Source organism: Nocardia sp. NPDC047654, assembly GCF_043205035.1.
Taxonomy (GTDB): domain Bacteria; phylum Actinomycetota; class Actinomycetes; order Mycobacteriales; family Mycobacteriaceae; genus Nocardia.
Map to the genome: position 1 here is coordinate 16,265 of NZ_JBIDDF010000023.1, position 17,838 is coordinate 34,102.

Below are 17,838 nucleotides of genomic sequence, written 5' to 3' on the forward strand. Positions count from 1 at the left end.
ATCGGATATGCCACGAACTAGATCGTTGCTGGAGGTAGCTTCACCCGTGTTGTCCTGGTCTATGGAAGCTGTCCGGGACTGGCTCACAGCTAGAACCGCCGCCCTCAGCGGGCTGGATCCCCTCGCGATCGATGGACGTGAGCCGTTTACCAGCTACGGCCTCGACTCGCTGATGTTGACGGCGCTCGCCGACGAATTGAGTGAGGCAGCGGGGCGCCCCGTTTCGCCCGTCCTGTTCTGGGCGCATCCGTCGCCGATCACTCTGGCGCGCAGGCTGACCGGAGCCGCCGCACCGCCACCGGTGCAGCGCGAAACGCCGGATCAACAGCATTCGATCGCCATCGTCGGTCTTTCTTGCCGGTTCCCCGGCGCTCCCGACCCGATGGCATTCTGGCGATTACTCAGCTCGGGTGCCGACGCGCTCACCGAACCGCCGGATGGTCGATGGCGCGACGGTCCACCGCGCGGCGGGTTCCTCGACCGGATCGACGAGTTCGACCCGGAGTTCTTCGGTATATCTCCCCGGGAGGCTCCGCACGTCGACCCGCAGCAACGGCTCATGCTCGAACTGATGCAAGAAGCTCTCGATGACGCGGGCATTCCGCCAAGCGGTCTCGAAGGCAGCCGGACCGGAGTTTTCGTCGGTGCGATGTGGAGTGAGTACGGGGCGGGAATTCGCGCGGACCCCGGCCTGGTCACCCAGCACACCTTGGCCGGAGGCGATCCGAGCATCATTCCCGCCCGCTTGTCCTACACGCTCGGTGCGCGCGGGCCGAGTCTTCAGGTGAACACCGCATGTTCGTCGTCACTGGTCGCGGTCCACCTCGCGGCGCAGAGCCTGCGTGCAGGCGAGTGCGACCTCGCGTTGGTCGGGGGCGTGAGCCTGATGCTCGCGCAGGACACGGTGCACGCACTGTCCCGGCTCGGCGCGCTGGCACCAGACGGGCGGTCCAAGGCGTTCGACGCGCGTGCGGATGGATACGGCCGCGGTGAAGGTGGCGGGATGATCGTGCTCAAGCCGCTCGATCGGGCACTCGCCGACGGTGATCCGATCCACGGCGTGCTCAAGGGCAGCGCGGTGAACCACGACGGATTCAGTAACGGCCTGACGGCGCCGAGCCCGCTGGCCCAGGAATCCCTGCTGCGCACCGCTTATCGCCGCGCGGGGGTTGCGCCTGCCGAGGTGGGCTACGTCGAGGCGCACGGAACGGGAACGGCGCTCGGTGACCCGATCGAGGCAAGCGCGTTGGGCGCGGTGCTCGGGGCGGGCCGGTCTCGCGACCAGCTGCTGCCGGTCGGTTCGGTCAAGAGCGCGATCGGCCATCTCGAACCCGCCGCCGGGATCGCCGGCCTGATCAAGGTGCTGTTGGCGATGCGGCATCGCACCGTGCCGCCGTGCGGCCAGTTCGAGGAAGCCAACCCGAATATCCCGTTCGATGAATGGGGTTTACGGGTGCCTACGCGGGCGGAGCGGTGGCACGGTAACGCAGAAGGTCGCCTCGTCGCCGGGGTGAGCGCGTTCGGCTTCGGCGGTACGAACTGCCATGTGGTCCTCGAGAGCGGCGATGACGCTTCGGTCCACCTGCTGCCCCTTGCCGCGGGCACCGAGGACGGCCTCCGTGCCGCGGTGCGGGAGCTGGCGTCAATCCGGGACCTGCCGCCGATCGCCCGATTGTGCGCCGCCGCGTCGGTCGAGGCGGACGGCTCGCACCGGCTCGCACTGTCCGTTCGCGACCGCGACGATATCGCCACGGGCGCGGAGAAATTCCTCAGCGGCCGTGCCGGAGCCGGAATCAGCACCGGGATTATCGACAGCGACCGGCCGAGGATCACGTTTCTGTTCGGCGGCCAGGGTGCGCAGTGGACCGGGATGGGTGCGCGGTTGTTGCGTGAGCCGGCGTTCCGGTCGGCGATCGTGCGGTGCGAGACCGCGTTGCGCCCACACGTCGACTGGTCCCTCACCCGGCTGCTGACCTCGGCCGACGAGACCTGGATCGAGCGCACTGAGCTGGCCCAGCCGGCGATCTTCGCGATGCAGCTCGCGTTGACCGACCTGTGGCGATCACAGGGAGTCGAGCCGGATGCCGTCGCCGGGATGAGCATGGGTGAAGTCGCCGCCGCGCACGTCGCCGGAGCGATCACTCTCGACGATGCCGCGCTGATCATGTGCAGGCGCAGCGCGATCGCCGGCAGACTGTCCGGCCACGGCGGCATGGCGGTACTCGACCTGTCCGCTGAGGAGACGACCGACCTGCTCTCCCGGTACGGCGGTGACGTATGGGTCGCAGGCAGCGCGAGCCCGGGATCCACGGTCATCTCCGGCGATCGAGCAGCGATCAAGGCGATACGGGACGAACTCGCCGCGCGCTCGGTCGCGTCGGCATGGATCAGGGTCGACTACGCCTCGCACAGTCCCTACGTCGACTCGGTGCTGCCTGACCTTCGGACCGCGCTCGCCGATCTGCGACCCGGCGAGACCCGGATACCGTTCTATTCCTCGGCCACCGGAGCACAGATGAAGGGCGCGCTGCTCGATGCCGAGCACTGGGTGCGCACCGAACGAGAACCATGGCGATTCGACACCGTGATGGAACACCTGCTCGCCAGGGGTCGCCAGATCTTCGTCGACGTCGACCCGCATCCGATTCTGAAGTCGGTGGTCGAGCAGCACGGCGGCACGGCGCTGCCGACATTGCGCCGTACGGACCGCGACCGCTCGACCTTGATCGACTCATTGGGTGCGCTGTACACCCTGGGCGCGGTCCAGCCGCCGGACCCGGGCCGCACACAGTTGCTGGTGCTCTCCGCCCGCTCACGCGATTCCCTGCTGGCATCGGCGACCACGATGGTGCGCGAGCTCAGTGGTGACAACGACATCGCCCTGCGCGATCTGTGTTATACGGCCGCGGTGCGGCGGGACCACCACGAACACCGGCTCGCGGTGACGGGTTCGTCTTCGAAGGAGCTGGCCGATTCGTTGCGTGCCGCGGCTGTGGGGACCATGCCCGGCAACACGTGGATGGGCAGTGTGGCGCGTGGCGAGCGCCGAGCGATCGTGTTCGTGTGCTCCGGCCAGGGTTCGCAATGGGCCGGTATGGGCCGGAACCTGTTGCGTGCCGAGCCGGTGTTTCGCGCGGCTGTCGAAGAGTGCGAGAAGTGGTTACGGCCGTTGACCACGTGGTCGCTTACCGCCGAGCTGACCGCGCCGGCGGAACGGAGCCGCCTCGATGAGACCGCGGTCGCGCAGCCTGCTCTGTTCGCTGTCCAGGTGGGGATCGCGCGGCTGTGGCAGGCATGGGGACTTGCGCCGGACGCGTTGATCGGCCACAGCGTCGGCGAAGTCACCGCCGCGTACCTGGCCGGGGCACTGTCCCTCGCCGAAGCGGTCGAGGTGGTGTATCACCGCGGCCGGTTGATGCAGGCCACGGCCGGAGAAGGTGGGATGGCTTCGGTGGAACTGCCCGCCGAGCGGGTGCGCGACCTGCTGAGCGTGTACCAGGGTGAGCTCACGATCGGCGCGATCAACGATCCCGATTCGACCGTCGTTTCCGGTGACGCCGCCGCACTTGCCGACTTGCTCGGACGGCTGCGCGGCGAGGGGATCGCATGCCGTCGGCTCCGGGTCGGTTACGCGTTCCACAGTGCGCGGATGAACCCGGCCGGGCGCGAATTATCTCAGGCGCTCGGCACGCTTACTCCGGGGCCGAATCGGTTGCCCATCTACAGCACAGTTTCCGGGAATCTCATCGATGATCAGCGATTCGACGCGGACTACTGGGTACGGAACGTGCGGGAGAGCGTGCGGTTCGCGGACGCCATGAACGGCGCGATCTCCGACGGATACCGGATTTTCCTGGAGATCGGCCCGCATCCGGTTCTGCTGGAGAACATCCAGCGATGCCTTGCTGCCCGCCGGATCGACGGTCACGCGGTTGGTTCGCTGCGCAAGGGCGAGGACGAACGATCCGCGCTGCGCCGCGCGGCCGGCGCACTGTACGCCGGTGGCTGCTCGCCAGATTTCGATCGGCTACTCGAAACCGGCAGGGTGGTTTCCCTGCCCGCTTACCAGTGGCAACGGAAGCGATACTGGCTCGCGGCCGACCGACGCACCGCGCTCGCCGTCGGCGACGACCGGGGCCATCCGCTGCTCGGCACCGGCCTGATCTCGGCGGTAGAGCAGGGAACCCGCTACTGGCAACACGCACTGGACCCGGTAAGGCTGCCGTATCTCGTGGACCTCACGGTGCGGGGTAACACCGTGATCTCGGGGGCTACGTTCGCCGAAATGGCATTGGCAGCGGGTGCCGAGGCGTACGGAACCGAGGACATCGCCGTCACCGACCTGGTGTTCGAGCGCATGCTGGAAGTGACCGCGGCTGCGGTACCCACGACCCAGACGGTGATCAGCACGCGGGAGGGACTCTTCCAGGTATTCGGCCACCACGGTCCGGATTGGGTGCGGCACGCACGGGCAACCATCGGGCCGGATACCGAAAAGCCGGATGTGCGCGAGGAGCCCGCACTGATTCGGCACCGCTGCACCGCGCACCGGGACCGGACAGAGCACTACCGCGCGCTGGCCGGAGCGGGGGTGGGAATCGGCGAGCACCTTCGTGGGGTATCGGAGCTGTGGTTCGGCCAGGAGGAAGTGCTGGCCCGGCTCGTGCTGCCGGAGCAGCCACATGGCCGAGACACCGATTACCGCATCCACCCCTCGGTGCTCGACGCCGGTCTGCAGGCGCTGATCGCACTGTGCAACGGTTCGTCCGGAAGCAATGTGGTGACCGGGATCGGTCGGTTGCGAGTGCATCGGACACCGGCGGGCCCGGTATGGGCCCACGGCCGATCAGCGGAGTCGGGCGGCGACCTCTACCTGCTCGACGACGACGGCCGGGTACTGGTGGAGGCCGAGGGCGTGCGCCTGCGGCCGCTCGAAGATCCCGATCCGGTGGCGGATTGCCTGTACACGGTGGAATGGCGCGAACGAGCGGACCGACAACCGGTGCGAGATCGAGCCGGGTCGTGGATCGTGTTGGCGGGCGAGGATCATCTCGGCGCTGAGCTCGCGGACGAGCTGAGGGCTCGAGGCAAGCAGTGTGAACTGGTGACCGCGCAGCGAGCGGACCCGACCGGAACAGAATCTCTGCGGGCGGTTCTGACCGGATCGCCACCGGCCGGGGTGGTGCACATCGGAAGTCTCGGCAGCGCGAGCGTGCGGGGCGTGGCCGACGTGCTGGTCGGCATGGGCTGGCGCGATCTGCCACGGCTGTGGCTGGTGACCCGTGCCGCCCAGGCGGTCGGCGAGCACGTCTCGGCGGTGGATGTCGACCAGGCGGCGTTGTGGGGACTCGGCAGGGCGATCGGGCTCGACCATCCCGAGCTGTCGGTCACGCGGGTGGACCTCGCCGCGAAGACGACACCCGATGACGCGGCCACGCTGGTGACGGTCTTGCTCGACGATGATCGGGAGACCGATGTCGCCCTGCGTCCCGGTGGCCGGTTCGTGGCCAGGCTGGTCCGCGCGCCGGAGGTCCGTGAGCGAGTGGCGACGTTGCGGGCGGACGGCGCATACCTGATCGTCGGCGCGGATGCCGCACTCGCGGAGTCGTTTGCCAGGTGGATGACCGACCGCGGTGCTCGCAGCATCGTGATCCTGGACCGAGACGGCGCCATCGGGCCGATCAGCTTCCCTGGGGCGCAGGTGTCGACCATCGACACGTGCCCGACCGGCGACCGCGAGATGACCGGGCTGATCACCGAGATCGAGGCTGCGTCGGGCCCATTGCGCGGCCTCGTCCACGCCGCGGGTGAGGACAGCGCGTGGCGGTGGCATCAACACACGCTCGATCGCGAGCTGGATCTCTTCGTGCTCTGCTCCTCGGTCGCCTCGTTGTTCGGGTCCCCGAGCGACTCGATGGGAAGCGCACGGTGCAACGCGATCGCACACCATCGCCGTGCCCACGGCCTGCGCGCACTGAGCCTGCACCTCGCGCAGGCAGGCATGGCGACACACGGCATCGCCGATGTGTCCTCGGCAGATCTCGGGCGAGCGTTGGACCACGGGGTATGCGCGAATCTTGGTCAACTCGCGGTGATGAAGCTGAACCTGCGGCACTGGTTCGAATCGTTTCCCAGCGCGGCGGGGACACCGCTGTTCGACGAGATCGAATCCCGTGCCTCGGGGATCACCACCGCGTTCGCCGAGCGGCTGGCGGCGACCAGCGCCTCGAAACGGGCAGGGTTGATCGAAGAGCACCTGATCGAGCAGGTTGCCCTGACGCTGCAACGAGATCCCCCGAGCCTGAGCCGACAGTCGACTTTCCAGGACATGGGAATGGACTCGCTGATGGCGGTGGAGCTACGCAACCGGCTGGAATCGACGCTCGGCGTCCGGTTGTCCGTCGCGCTGGTCTTCACCTACTCGACCATCGCCGCCCTCGCCGAGTTCGTCGCGGACCAACTCGTGGTGACCGAGACTCCGGCCGAAGATCCGGAACCGGACGATCGGCCTTCCATGGCAGCGGACATTGATCTGCTCTCCGACGAGGAAGCCGAGGCCATGCTGCTGGAGAGCATCCGGCTCGTCGAACAGGAACAGCACGATGACTGAGCAGACCTCGCCGGTGAAGAAGGCCTTGGCGGCTATGCGGACCCTGCAAGCCCGGCTGGACCGGGAGCTGATGGCGAAGAGCGAGCCGATCGCCGTCATCGGCATGGGCTGCCGTGTGCCGGGCGGCGGCTGCGGCCCCGACGAATTCTGGCAACTGCTCGACGACGGCGTCGATGCGATCACCGAAGTGCCTCCGGACCGGTGGGCAAGCGCGGCCGGCAGTCCGGCACGCTGGGGTGGCTTTCTGTCCGATGTGGACGCGTTCGACGCGGCCTTCTTCGGCATCGCGCCCCGGGAGGCAGAGGCGATGGACCCCCAGCAGCGCCTGCTGCTGGAAGTGGCCTGGGAGGCGCTGGAACAGGCCGGGCACGCTCGGCTCGACCGGCTGGCCGGCTCGAGAACCGGTGTCTTCACCGGTGTTGTCGTCACCGACTACGACCGGCTGAGCCTCGGAAACCGGGACATCTACACGGTGACCGGCAACGGGCACTCGTTCCCCGCAGGGCGGCTGTCCTACGTGCTGGGGCTCCAGGGACCCAGCTTGGTCGTGGACACCGCGTGCTCGTCGTCGCTGGTCGCCGTACATCTGGCAGTCCAGAGCCTCCGTTCGGGAGAGAGCGAGATGGCGCTGGCCGGTGGGGTCAACCTGATGCTGGCCAGAGACATGACCGACATGCTGGCCAGCTCGCGCGCGCTGTCCGAGGACGGGCGATGCAAAACCTTCGATGCGCTGGCCAACGGCTATGTCCGGGGCGAGGGCTGCGGGATGCTGGTCCTCCGACGGCTTTCCGACGCGGTGGCGGACGGCGATCCGGTGCTCGCGGTGATCCGTGGTTCCGCGGTGAACTCCGACGGCCGTTCCTCCGGACTGACCGCCCCGAACGTCTCCGCGCAGAAGGCTTTGCTCCGTCAGGCGTTGCGTAGCGCTCGCGCCGACGCGGCGGACATCAGTTACGTCGAGACGCACGGCACCGGAACGCCACTCGGCGATCCGATCGAAGTGGACGCGCTTGCCGACGTGCTCGGCGGGTTGCGGGACGATGGTTCACGTTGCGTGCTCGGCGCGGTGAAGACCAACATCGGGCATCTCGAGGCGGCCGCCGGGGTGATAGGACTGATCAAGGTCGTGCTCGCGCTGCAGCGGGAGCGAATCCCGGCGAACCTGCACTTGCGCACCGTCAATCCCAGGATCGATCTCACCGGCACCGCCCTGGTACTGCCGAGTGCTCCGGTTTCGTGGCCGAAACACGACGGTGCGACGCGGATGGCGGGTGTCAGCTCGTTCGGGATCAGTGGCACCAATGCGCACGTCATCGTCGCCGATCCGCCGGAGCACGCCGAGCCTCCCGCGACCGAACCAGGACCGGCACTGGTTCCGATCTCCGCGCGCGATGCGGGCGCACTGGCCGATCTGGTCGCTGCGTTCCGCGCCGAGTTCGACGAGCGGCAGGCCGAGGCCCCGGATATCGCATACACCGCTGCTGTCCGCAGGCATCATCATCAGTACCGGGCCGCCCTGGTGCTGTCCGGCGACGGGCCGCCGCGGCTGGTGCCCGGCGCCGAGCCGGACGAACGGCCGCGAGTGGTGTTCGTGTTCTCCGGCCAGGGCTCGCAGTGGCTCGGCATGGGGCGTGCACTGCTCGCCGGTGAGCCCGCGTTCCGAGCGGCTGTCGAGACATGCGACGACGCCATCCAAGACGAGACCGGTTGGTCTGTTATCGATGAATTGACCGCCGAACCCTCCACGTCGCGGCTCGACCGGGTGGACGTCGTGCAGCCGGTTCTGTTCGCGATGGAGGTCGCGTTGGCGGCCCTGTGGCGATCGAAGGGCATCGAGCCGGACGCCGTCATCGGGCACAGCATGGGTGAGGTCGCCGCCGCGCATGTGGCCGGCGCGCTCACGCTGACCGACGCGACCCGCATCATCTGCCGCCGCAGCCAATTGCTGCGCGGACTGGCCGGGCGCGGCGCGATGGCGCTGGTGGAACTGCCGATCGAGCGAGCGAGCGCGGTGCTGTCCGGATACGCCGACCAGGTGTCGATCGCGGCGAGCAACAGCGCGCGCTCGACCGTGCTCTCCGGTGACCCGGACACGCTCGACGAGGTCCTGGCCGAGCTGACGGGTGCGGGGGTGTTCTGTCGCCGGATCAAGGTCGATGTCGCCGCGCACAGCCCACAAGTCGGTGCCATCACCGATGAGCTGAGGCGCCGACTCGGTGCGCTGACGCCGGAGGCCACCACGGTGCCGATGTGGTCCACCGTGCTCGGAAAGGTCTGCGACGGAGTCGAGTTGGACACCGCCTACTGGATACGCAACCTTCGTGAACCCGTGTTGTTCGCGCAGGCGGTCCGTGACTGCATGGCGCTGGGGCGCACGGTATTCGTCGAACTGACCCCGCACCCCATCCTGCTGCCCTCGATCGAAGAGGACGGAGGCTTGGTCGTTCCGTCCGGACGGCGCGAACACGATGAGCGCGCGGTTTTCCTCGAATCGCTCGCCACACTGTATGTCCGGGGCTGCCAGGTGGACTGGTCCGCGCTCCACCCGAGCGGCGGACGCTGCGTGCCATTGCCCGCTTACCCGTGGCGGCGCCGGCGGTATTGGGTGGATCGAGCCCCGGCCGCGCGCGCCGACCACGGGCATCCATTGCTCGGTGAGCCGGTCAGCCCGGCAACCTCGCCGGGTACCCGGATCTGGGAGCGCGAGCTGAACCTGCCGTACCTGGCCGACCACATGGTGGACGGCGCGGTGGTGTTCCCGGCGTCGGGATATGTGGAGATGGCGCTTGGCGCGTGCGGACAATCGATTGTGCTGGAGGACCTCGCATTCGACCGGATGGCGATTCTCGCGAGGGACGGCTCCGGCCACGTCCAGTTCCTCGAGGACTCCGGCCATTTCCAGGTGTATTGCCGAGCGGCGAGGGACGAACCGTGGGTTCTGTGCGCGCACGGAACCGTCCGGCATGGGGACGGAGAGCCGCCGATGGCCGAGCCGCCATCGTCGGTGCGGGACCGGTGCGGCACCGAGGTAGCCGTAGCGGAGCACTACGCGCGGTATGCCGGGCGAGCTATCGACTACGGCCCGGCTTTCCGTGGTGTGCAACGAATTTGGACCGGTGACGGGGAGGGCGTGGCCTCGGTCGAGTTGACCGGATCGTCCGCGGGGTATGTCTGCCACCCTGCTCTGCTGGACGCTTGCTTCCAGGTGCTCGGCAGCGTGCTACTCGACCGGCGAGCGAGCGGCGGGGTCATTCCGGTTCGGATCGAACGGCTCCGAGTGCACCGGCCACCCGGTGGCCGTGTGTGGGTGCACGCACGCGCCCGGTCCACCGAGGACAGTGGGGATCTGCTGGTACTCGCCGACGACGGCACCGTGCTGATCGAGGTCGAGGGGTTGACGGTGGCGAGGCCTGCCGAACCGACACCGTACCGGGACTGGCTCTACCGGGTGGCATGGCGCGCCGCGGAGCGGCTCGTGGCCCCGGATCCTGGCGAGGGACCTTTTGGGACGTGGCTGGTGCTCACCGATTCCACCGGTGTCGGTACGGCGCTGGCCACGCTGCTCGAACAGCGTGGCCAGACCTGCGTACTGGTCGACAAGCGGGATATCGACGTTGCCGACGACGACGCGTGGAGCGCGTTGCTCGACGACGTCGCCGCCGGTGGCGAAAGAGCCTGCGTCGGGGTAGTGCATCTGTGGAGCCTGGACACCACAGCTACCGGACACGTCACCGCCGACACGCTGACCGCCGATCAGCACATCACCGGACTCAGTACAGTGCGCCTCGTCCGCGCGCTCGCTCGCCGCCGTCTGCGGGACCATCCCCGGCTGTGGCTGGTCACCAGAGGCGCACAGCAGGTGGGCCCCGAACCGGTCGAGGTTTCCCAAGCGCCGTTGTGGGGATTGGCGAGGACATTGAGCGTCGAGCATCCCGAACTGGAGTGCGTGCGGGTCGACCTCCGATCGGGATGGGGGCCGATTCGTTGCGCCGACGAACTCCTTCCCGAACTGGTCGGGGCGGACGGCGAGGACGAGATCGCTTTGCGGGAGGGAGGGCGCAATCTGGCGAGGCTGGCACGGGCCTCGTTCGAGTCAGGGGACGTCGAACTGTCCTTCGCCCGGGGCACGTACCTGATCAGCGGCGGGCTCGGCGGGCTCGGCATCGGTTTGGCGCGCTGGCTGGCCGAGCACGGTGCGCGGCACCTCGTGCTGGCCGGACGGCACGATCCTGTTCCGGACGTGCTGGCCAGAATCGAAGAGCTCAGGAGGGAGGGCGTCGAGGTCGTGGTCGCGCGGGCGGACGTGGCCCGGCGCCAGGACGTCGCCGCGATGCTCGCGGACATCGACGACCGGCTGCCGCCACTGCGCGGAGTGCTGCACGCTGCCATGGTCCTCGACGACCGGACCATTCTGGAACTGGATGCCGAACGGTACGACCGCGTGCTGGCACCCAAGATGCGGGGGGCATGGAATCTGCACGAGCTCACCGAGGACCGGGAGCTGGAGTTCTTCGTGATGTACTCGTCGGCCTCTGCCCTGCTCGGCTCGCCGGGACAGGCCAACTACGCGGCCGCCAATGCATTTCTCGGCGCACTCGCCCGGCATCGGGAACACGGTGGCCGAAAGGCCCTGTGCGTGGATTGGGGGTTGTACTCGCAGGAAGGAATCATGGCAGAACGCAACACCGAAGGGCAGCGACTCGCGCATCGGGGGGTTGGCACCCTGACCCCCGAACAAGGTATGGACATCCTGGGTCTGCTGCTGGGTGGCACCACCAGCCAGATCGCTGCGGCCAATCTCGATTTGCGACAGTGGCTGGCGTTCTACCCGGTTCTGGCCGGTGCGTCGCTGTTCACCGAACTCGGTGACGATGGCCGGGAGAGTGCGAGCAAGCCATCGGATTCCTGGTTCACGGACCGGCTGCGCGCAGCGACACCTGCCGAACGCCCGCGCTTGATCGACGACCTCGTCACCGAGCAACTCGGTCGGATCCTGCACCTCGACGCCGATTCGATCGACCGGAAGGCGCCGCTGACGACCATGGGAGTCGACTCGCTGATGGCGCTCGAACTGCGGAACCGGCTGGAGGCGGCGCTGGGCGTCCGGCTGTCGGCGACGTTGCTGTATACCGCACCGACGGTGCGGGCATTGACCGAACAGCTGCTCGACGTGCTCGGCATGGGCGAGCCCCAGGACGCCACCGACGAGTTCGATGACCTCGGCGAGCTGCTGGCGCAGATCGACGGTTCGATCGAACGGCTCGAACGCAGGCAGCTGCCGTGACCGTCATCGACGAGGAAGGCTACCGCTCGCGTCTGGTGAAAGCTGCTTCCGCACTGCGCAGCCTGGAGGCCGAGGTCGCGCGGCTGACGCGGCAGCAATCCGAACCTGTGGCTGTGATCGGCATGGGCTGCCGCTTCCCCGGCGGCGTCGACGACCCGGAATCATTCTGGACGTTGCTTTCCGACGGCGTCGACGCGGTGTCTCAGCGACCAGCTCGCGCCACGGACGATGCGGCGGTAACAGGCGCCTTTCTTTCTGCGGTCGACGGTTTCGACGCGGCGTTCTTCGGGATCTCGCCGAGGGAGGCCGCGGCGCTGGATCCGCAACATCGGCTGCTGCTCGAAGTCGCGTGGGAAGCACTGGAAGATGCCGGCGTGGTGACCGAGCGGCTGGCCGGTAGCAGAACCGGTGTGTTCATCGGCATGAGCAGCAACGACTATCTGCTGCTCAGCGCCAGATCCGGCGCGATGGGCGCGTATGCGGGCACGGGAACGGCCCACTGTTTCGGTGCGGGCCGGTTGTCGTACCTGCTCGGACTGCGTGGGCCGAGTCTCGCGGTGGACACCGCGTGCTCATCGTCGCTGGTCGCCGTACACCTGGCGATCCGCAGTCTGCGGACAGGAGAGAGCTCGCTCGCGCTGGCCGGGGGAGTGAACCTCGTTCTCGACGAGTCGGTGACCCAAATGGTCGCCGATCTGCAGGCGCTGTCGCCGGACGGCCGGTGTCGCACGTTCGACGCGCGTGCGAATGGGTTCGTCAGGGGCGAAGGTTGCGGAATCGTCGTGCTGAAGAGATTGTCCGACGCGCTGGCCGACGGTGATCGAGTGCTTGCTGTGCTGCGGGGTTCCTCGATGAACTCCGACGGTCGCTCGGCCGGACTGACCGCGCCGAACCCACTGGCGCAAAAGGACATGCTGCGTCAAGCGTTCGCCGATGCGCGTGTGCACCCCGCCGAGATCGGATACGTGGAGACCCACGGCACCGGAACCGCGCTCGGGGACCCGATCGAGATCGAGGCACTGACCGACGTTTTCGGCGAACCGGAGCCGGACAGCAGCGGTTGTGTGCTCGGCGCCGTGAAGACCAACATCGGGCATCTCGAAGCTGCCGCCGGGATCGCCGGATTGATCAAGGCTGTACTAGCGTTGCGGAATGCGGAGATTCCCCGCAACCTGCACTTCAGCACCCTGAATCCGAGGATTTCCCTGACGGGAACACCATTCGTGATCCCGAAGACGGCCGTCGCATGGCCTGAGGGCGAACGGCCACGGATCGCCGGTGTCAGTTCGTTCGGCATGAGCGGCACCAACGCCCATGTCGTCGTCACCGAAGCGCCGACGCCCGAACAGGTGCCACCGCGCGCCGGGCCGGTCGTGCTCCCACTGTCGGCGCGGAGCCCGGCGGCACTGACCGAGCTGGCTTCGGCATACGCGAGTGTCCTTGAGCGGGGCAACGACCCGCACGACATCGCCTACACAGCAGGGGCACGGCGCGATCATCACGAGTGGCGAACCGCGGTGATCGGCGAATCCGGGGCCGAACTGGCCGAGAAGCTACACGCCTTCGCACGAGACGGTGCCACCGCGGCACGAGCCGACGCCCCGCCCGCGCTCACCTATGTCTTCTCCGGACAGGGCTCGCAGTGGATCGGCATGGGACGGCAATTGCAATCCAGCGAGCCGATTTTCGCCGCTGTGCTCGGTCGATGCGATGAGCTCATCGCGAAGAACGCGTCGTTCTCGCTGCTCGCGGAGCTGGCCGCGCCACCGGACCGGTCGAGGTTGCAGCGCACCGAGATCGCCCAGCCCGCGCTGTTCGCCTTCCAGATCGCGCTGACCGCCCTGCTGTCCTCATGGGGCGTCCGACCGGACGCGGTCATCGGGCACAGTGTCGGTGAAATCGCCGCAGCGCACGTCGCGGGTGCGTTGAGTCTCCCGGAAGCCATCAGGATCGTGGTGTCGAGGGGCCGCATCATGGCGCGGGCAGCCGGTTCGGGGGCGATGGTCGCGGTCGAGCTCACCCACGATGAGGTCGCGGCCCTGTTGTCCACGATCGACACTTCGGTCGCGGTGGCCGCGATCAACGACGACAGATCCGTGGTGCTGTCCGGCACGGTGGACGAACTGCACACCGTGCTCGGCCCCCTCCAGCGACAAGGCGTTCGCTGCCGCCGACTGCCGGTCGACTACGCGTTCCACTCGCCGTCGATGGCCCCGCTGGCCGTGGAACTCGCGCAGGAGCTCGGCACGGTCGAAGCAGGCCCCACCGCGTGCCCCCTGTACAGCACGGCGCGCGGAAACCGGATCGCCGGAAATGAATTGACCGGGGATTACTGGGCGGACAACCTCCGGCATCCGGTCCGGTTCGCCGAAGCCGTGCACGCTGCGGGCAGAGATGGGCAGCAGCTCTTTCTCGAGATAGCACCGCACTCTGTGCTCTCCGGCCATGTCGCGAACTGTCTCGGCGCGCCGGCGGCGATAGCGACGCTGCGCAGGGAGCGCCCGGAAATGCGCAGCCTGCTGAAATCCGTCGCCGACCTCTATACCGCGGGGTATCCGGTGGACTTCGCCGGCCTATACCCGGATCGCCGCCCGGTGGTGTCGTTGCCACACTATCCGTGGCAGCGCAGGCGTTTCTGGCTCGAAACCCCGGAACCCCCGCGCGAACAGGTCGCCGTCGAGCCGGTGCATTGGCTCGAGGAGCTGATCGGGCTGCCGGACGACGAGCGGGAGGCCGCGATCGAGTCGGCGGTACGCGCGGATGCGGCTGCCGTGCTCCAGTTGTCTTCGACATCCGATGTCCCGGTCGACGGCAAGTTCATGGAACTGGGCATGGATTCGCTGATGACCGTGCAACTGCGGCACGAACTGGCCGCGCGAACGGGCCTCGCGCTGCCATCCACCCTCGCCTTCGATCACCCGACCCCGCGGGCGATCACTCGATACTTGCTGAAAATGCTCGCGGAGCGCGAAGAGGATGGATCATGATCAAGGTTTACGGCACAGCCACCAGCGCGTGTACGCACAAAGTGCTGATGGTGCTGGCGGAGAAGGATCAGCAAGCCGAGCTGGTCGAGGTGAGTGTTCTCAAAGGACACGACAAGTCGCCGGAACACCGGCGACGTCAGCCTTTCGGTGAGATTCCGGTACTCGAAGACGACGGGTTCCTGCTGTATGAATCGCGGGCGATCATCCGCTATCTCGATCAACGGCTGCCGGGCCCCGTGCTGACGCCGGATGACCTCCAGCTGCGTGGGCTGATGGAACAGTGGATCAGCATCGAGCAAAGCTATGTCAGCGGCCCGGTGTGGGAGTTGGTCCGTGGCGGCCCGGTCTACGAGATCATCCGGAGCAGCCCCGCCGCTCCGATGTTGCCGCCGCCGCCGGACCAGGACGCTATCGCCGCTGCCCGTGCTGCATTGGCGACACCTTTCGACGTCGCGGACACCACGCTGTCCAAGCAGGAGTTCCTCGCCGGCCCGGAGTTCTCACTCGCCGAGGTCACCTGGCTGCCCTACTTGCAATACCTGGTCGCCTCCAACGGCGCGGACCTTATCGAGGCGCGGCCGAACCTGGCGCGGTGGTGGCGGGAGATCAGTGGAAGGCCGACCTGGCTTCGAGTCGGCAAGGTGCTGGAGCGACCCGAATGAACCAGTTCGACCTGTGGGGTGAGCAGATGCGGGTCGATCCGTTGCCGACGCTGGCGCAGATGCGTGCCGAGGCACCGATCGTCCGGCTGTTCAATCCGCACCAGGGGGCGCCCGAGTGGCGCGTGACCCGCTATGCCGACGTGGTCGAACTGCTCCGTGATCCTCGTTTCAGCAAGGACAAGCGGAAACTGTCCGATCAGGCGCGCTCCAGGTACTTCCGGGTCACCGAGTTCGACCGGCTGGACAAGCACATGCTCTACGCCGATCCGCCCGAGCACAGCAGGATGCGCGCATTGGTGGCCAAGGCCTTCACTCCCCGCCGAATCTCGCAGCTGCGCCCGCGCATCGCCGAGGCGACGGAGAGTCTGCTGGACCTGGCCGAGCAGCAGGACTCGGTGGACCTGCTCGACACACTGGCATTCCGGTTGCCGATCACCGTGCTGGTCGAGCTGATCGGGGTTCCGATCGAAGACCAGGAGCGCTTCCGGGAGTGGACCAGAATTCTGATCGCTCCGCCGTCGGACGGAAACTTCGACGCCCTGCGCCGGATGGCGATCGAGTTTCAGCAGTACCTCGAGGGATTCCTCGCGCTGCGCCGCAAACACCCCCGCGACGACCTCACCAGTGCGTTGATCGAGGCGCAGACGGGTGGCGACCGGCTCTCACCGGTGGAACTGATGAGCATGGTTTTCCTGCTCATCGCGGCGGGTTTCGAGACTACGGGCAACCTCATCGGCAACGGCGTGTGGGCGCTGCTCCGTCATCCAGCGCAGCTGCGGCGGCTGCGCGACGCGCCTGAACTCATCGAACCGGCCATCGAGGAGGTGTTGCGATACTGCCCGCCGGTGGCCAACAGCACCGGGGCCTTTCCGCTGACGGATGTCGAGTTCCGAGGCACGGTCATTCCGGCCGAGGAACTGGTCGTCGCTTCGCTGCTGTCGGCACATCACGATGACGAACGGTTCCCCGAACCGGACCGGTTCGACATCACCAGGACACCGAACCAGCATCTCGGATTCGGCCATGGCCTGCACTTCTGTCTCGGATCGTCGCTGGCGAAACTCGAGGCGCAGGTGGCCATCGGCACCCTGGTACAGCGCTTTCCCGGACTGGGGTTCGCGGCCGATCCGGACACATTGCGATGGAAGATCGGCGTATTCGTCCACGGCCTGGAATGCCTCCCTGTGACCTGGGAGGCGCAATGACGATCCGGGTGCGCCAGGCGGTGTTGGACGACCTGAATGAGATCATGGCCGTCGAGCAGGACTGGGAGGAATCCCAGCGGGCGAGCCGGGATCAGATGATCGCTCGCCTGCGCGCGTTCCCCGAGGGGTTCTGGATTTTCGAGCAGGACGATGAGGTCGTCGGAACCTTGATGGGCTTCCCTATGCACTATAGGCCGGACAAGATCGCCGAGCTCAGTGATTGGGATACGGTGACCGGCCACGGCTACTACCCGACGATAGACCTGGACACCGCGAACGCCCTCTACCTCGCCTCCGGCTCCCTGAAGCGGACCGCGCGCGGCGGAATGGCATACGCGGTGATGATGGAGACCCCCGTCGAGCTGGCCGAGCGGTTTGCGCTGGACTATGTTCTCACCGGAGCCAAGATCCCCGGCTACGACGCCTACTGCCGCCGGTTCGGTGAGATCGACGCAGCCGACTACGCGTTTCGTCAGCTCGGCGGCTGCCTTGTCGATCCATTCCTGGAGATGTACCGAGGGCATGGCTATCTGGTGCCCGACCGACAGCACATCATCCCCGACTATTATCCAGATCCGCCGAGCAGGGACTACGGCGCGATCGTCGTGCGGGACACATCCGGTCGATGATCGTCACCGGGATGTGCTGCTCCGCTGCCGACCGGATACGGCCACCTCCTGGTCGGCGGTGGCGGGGTCGAAACCCAGGGATGCCGCGCGAGCGATGATGCGGTCGACTGTCGAGTGCGCCCACGACCACGACCGCGCCGCCACACTGAGCCTGGTGCGAGGCTATCTGGCCGCCGGACAGCCCGCCGCAGCGGTGGCCCGGAAAGTCGCGATGATCCTGGCGGCCGCCCGGCCACGGCAGTCTTACCTGTGTGGCAGAGACGTCCGCTTGTCCTTCTGGAGTCGCAGGTTCGTCCCGGCGCGTGTCTACGAGCGAATGGTGCGGAGATATTACGGTTTTCGACCTGCTCCTCTCCGGCGGCAGTAGGCATCGTCGCGCGCGGTAGCCGACGCACATGGCCGTGCCGCCGGGGGCGCGGGCCGACCTCTCGGTTGGGGGGAGCGGTCACGGGAGGTCTGGC

6 protein-coding genes are annotated in these 17,838 nt (G+C 67.5%); all 6 read left to right on the forward strand.

Annotated features, from left to right (window positions below; translation table 11 throughout):
• The first annotated feature begins 61 nt into the window (after positions 1-61).
• Genes ACGF7Y_RS33735 through ACGF7Y_RS33760 form a run of 6 tightly spaced genes read left to right on the forward strand, consistent with a single transcriptional unit; the run spans position 62 to position 17,377 of the window.
• Positions 62-6,610, forward strand: a complete 6,549-nt coding sequence (locus ACGF7Y_RS33735; RefSeq protein ID WP_393241167.1) for an acyltransferase domain-containing protein — start codon at positions 62-64, stop codon at positions 6,608-6,610.
• Positions 6,603-11,894: a type I polyketide synthase gene (locus tag ACGF7Y_RS33740; protein WP_393241170.1), complete on the forward strand. Its 5,292-nt coding sequence runs from the start codon at positions 6,603-6,605 to the stop codon at positions 11,892-11,894. The genes ACGF7Y_RS33735 and ACGF7Y_RS33740 overlap by 8 nt, the downstream gene beginning before the upstream one ends.
• Entirely contained in the window at positions 11,891-14,881 is a 2,991-nt protein-coding gene (locus ACGF7Y_RS33745; protein WP_393241172.1) for a type I polyketide synthase, read from the forward strand. The genes ACGF7Y_RS33740 and ACGF7Y_RS33745 overlap by 4 nt, the downstream gene beginning before the upstream one ends.
• A complete protein-coding gene (locus tag ACGF7Y_RS33750) occupies positions 14,878-15,543 on the forward strand; it encodes a glutathione S-transferase family protein (protein WP_393241175.1) in 666 nt (221 codons plus the stop codon). Before ACGF7Y_RS33745 ends, ACGF7Y_RS33750 begins: the two co-directional genes overlap by 4 nt.
• Entirely contained in the window at positions 15,540-16,748 is a 1,209-nt protein-coding gene (locus ACGF7Y_RS33755) for a cytochrome P450 (protein ID WP_393241177.1), read from the forward strand. Before ACGF7Y_RS33750 ends, ACGF7Y_RS33755 begins: the two co-directional genes overlap by 4 nt.
• Complete coding sequence (locus tag ACGF7Y_RS33760; protein ID WP_393241180.1) at positions 16,745-17,377, forward strand: hypothetical protein; 633 nt, start codon at positions 16,745-16,747, stop codon at positions 17,375-17,377. Before ACGF7Y_RS33755 ends, ACGF7Y_RS33760 begins: the two co-directional genes overlap by 4 nt.
• Positions 17,378-17,838: the final 461 nt, after the last annotated feature.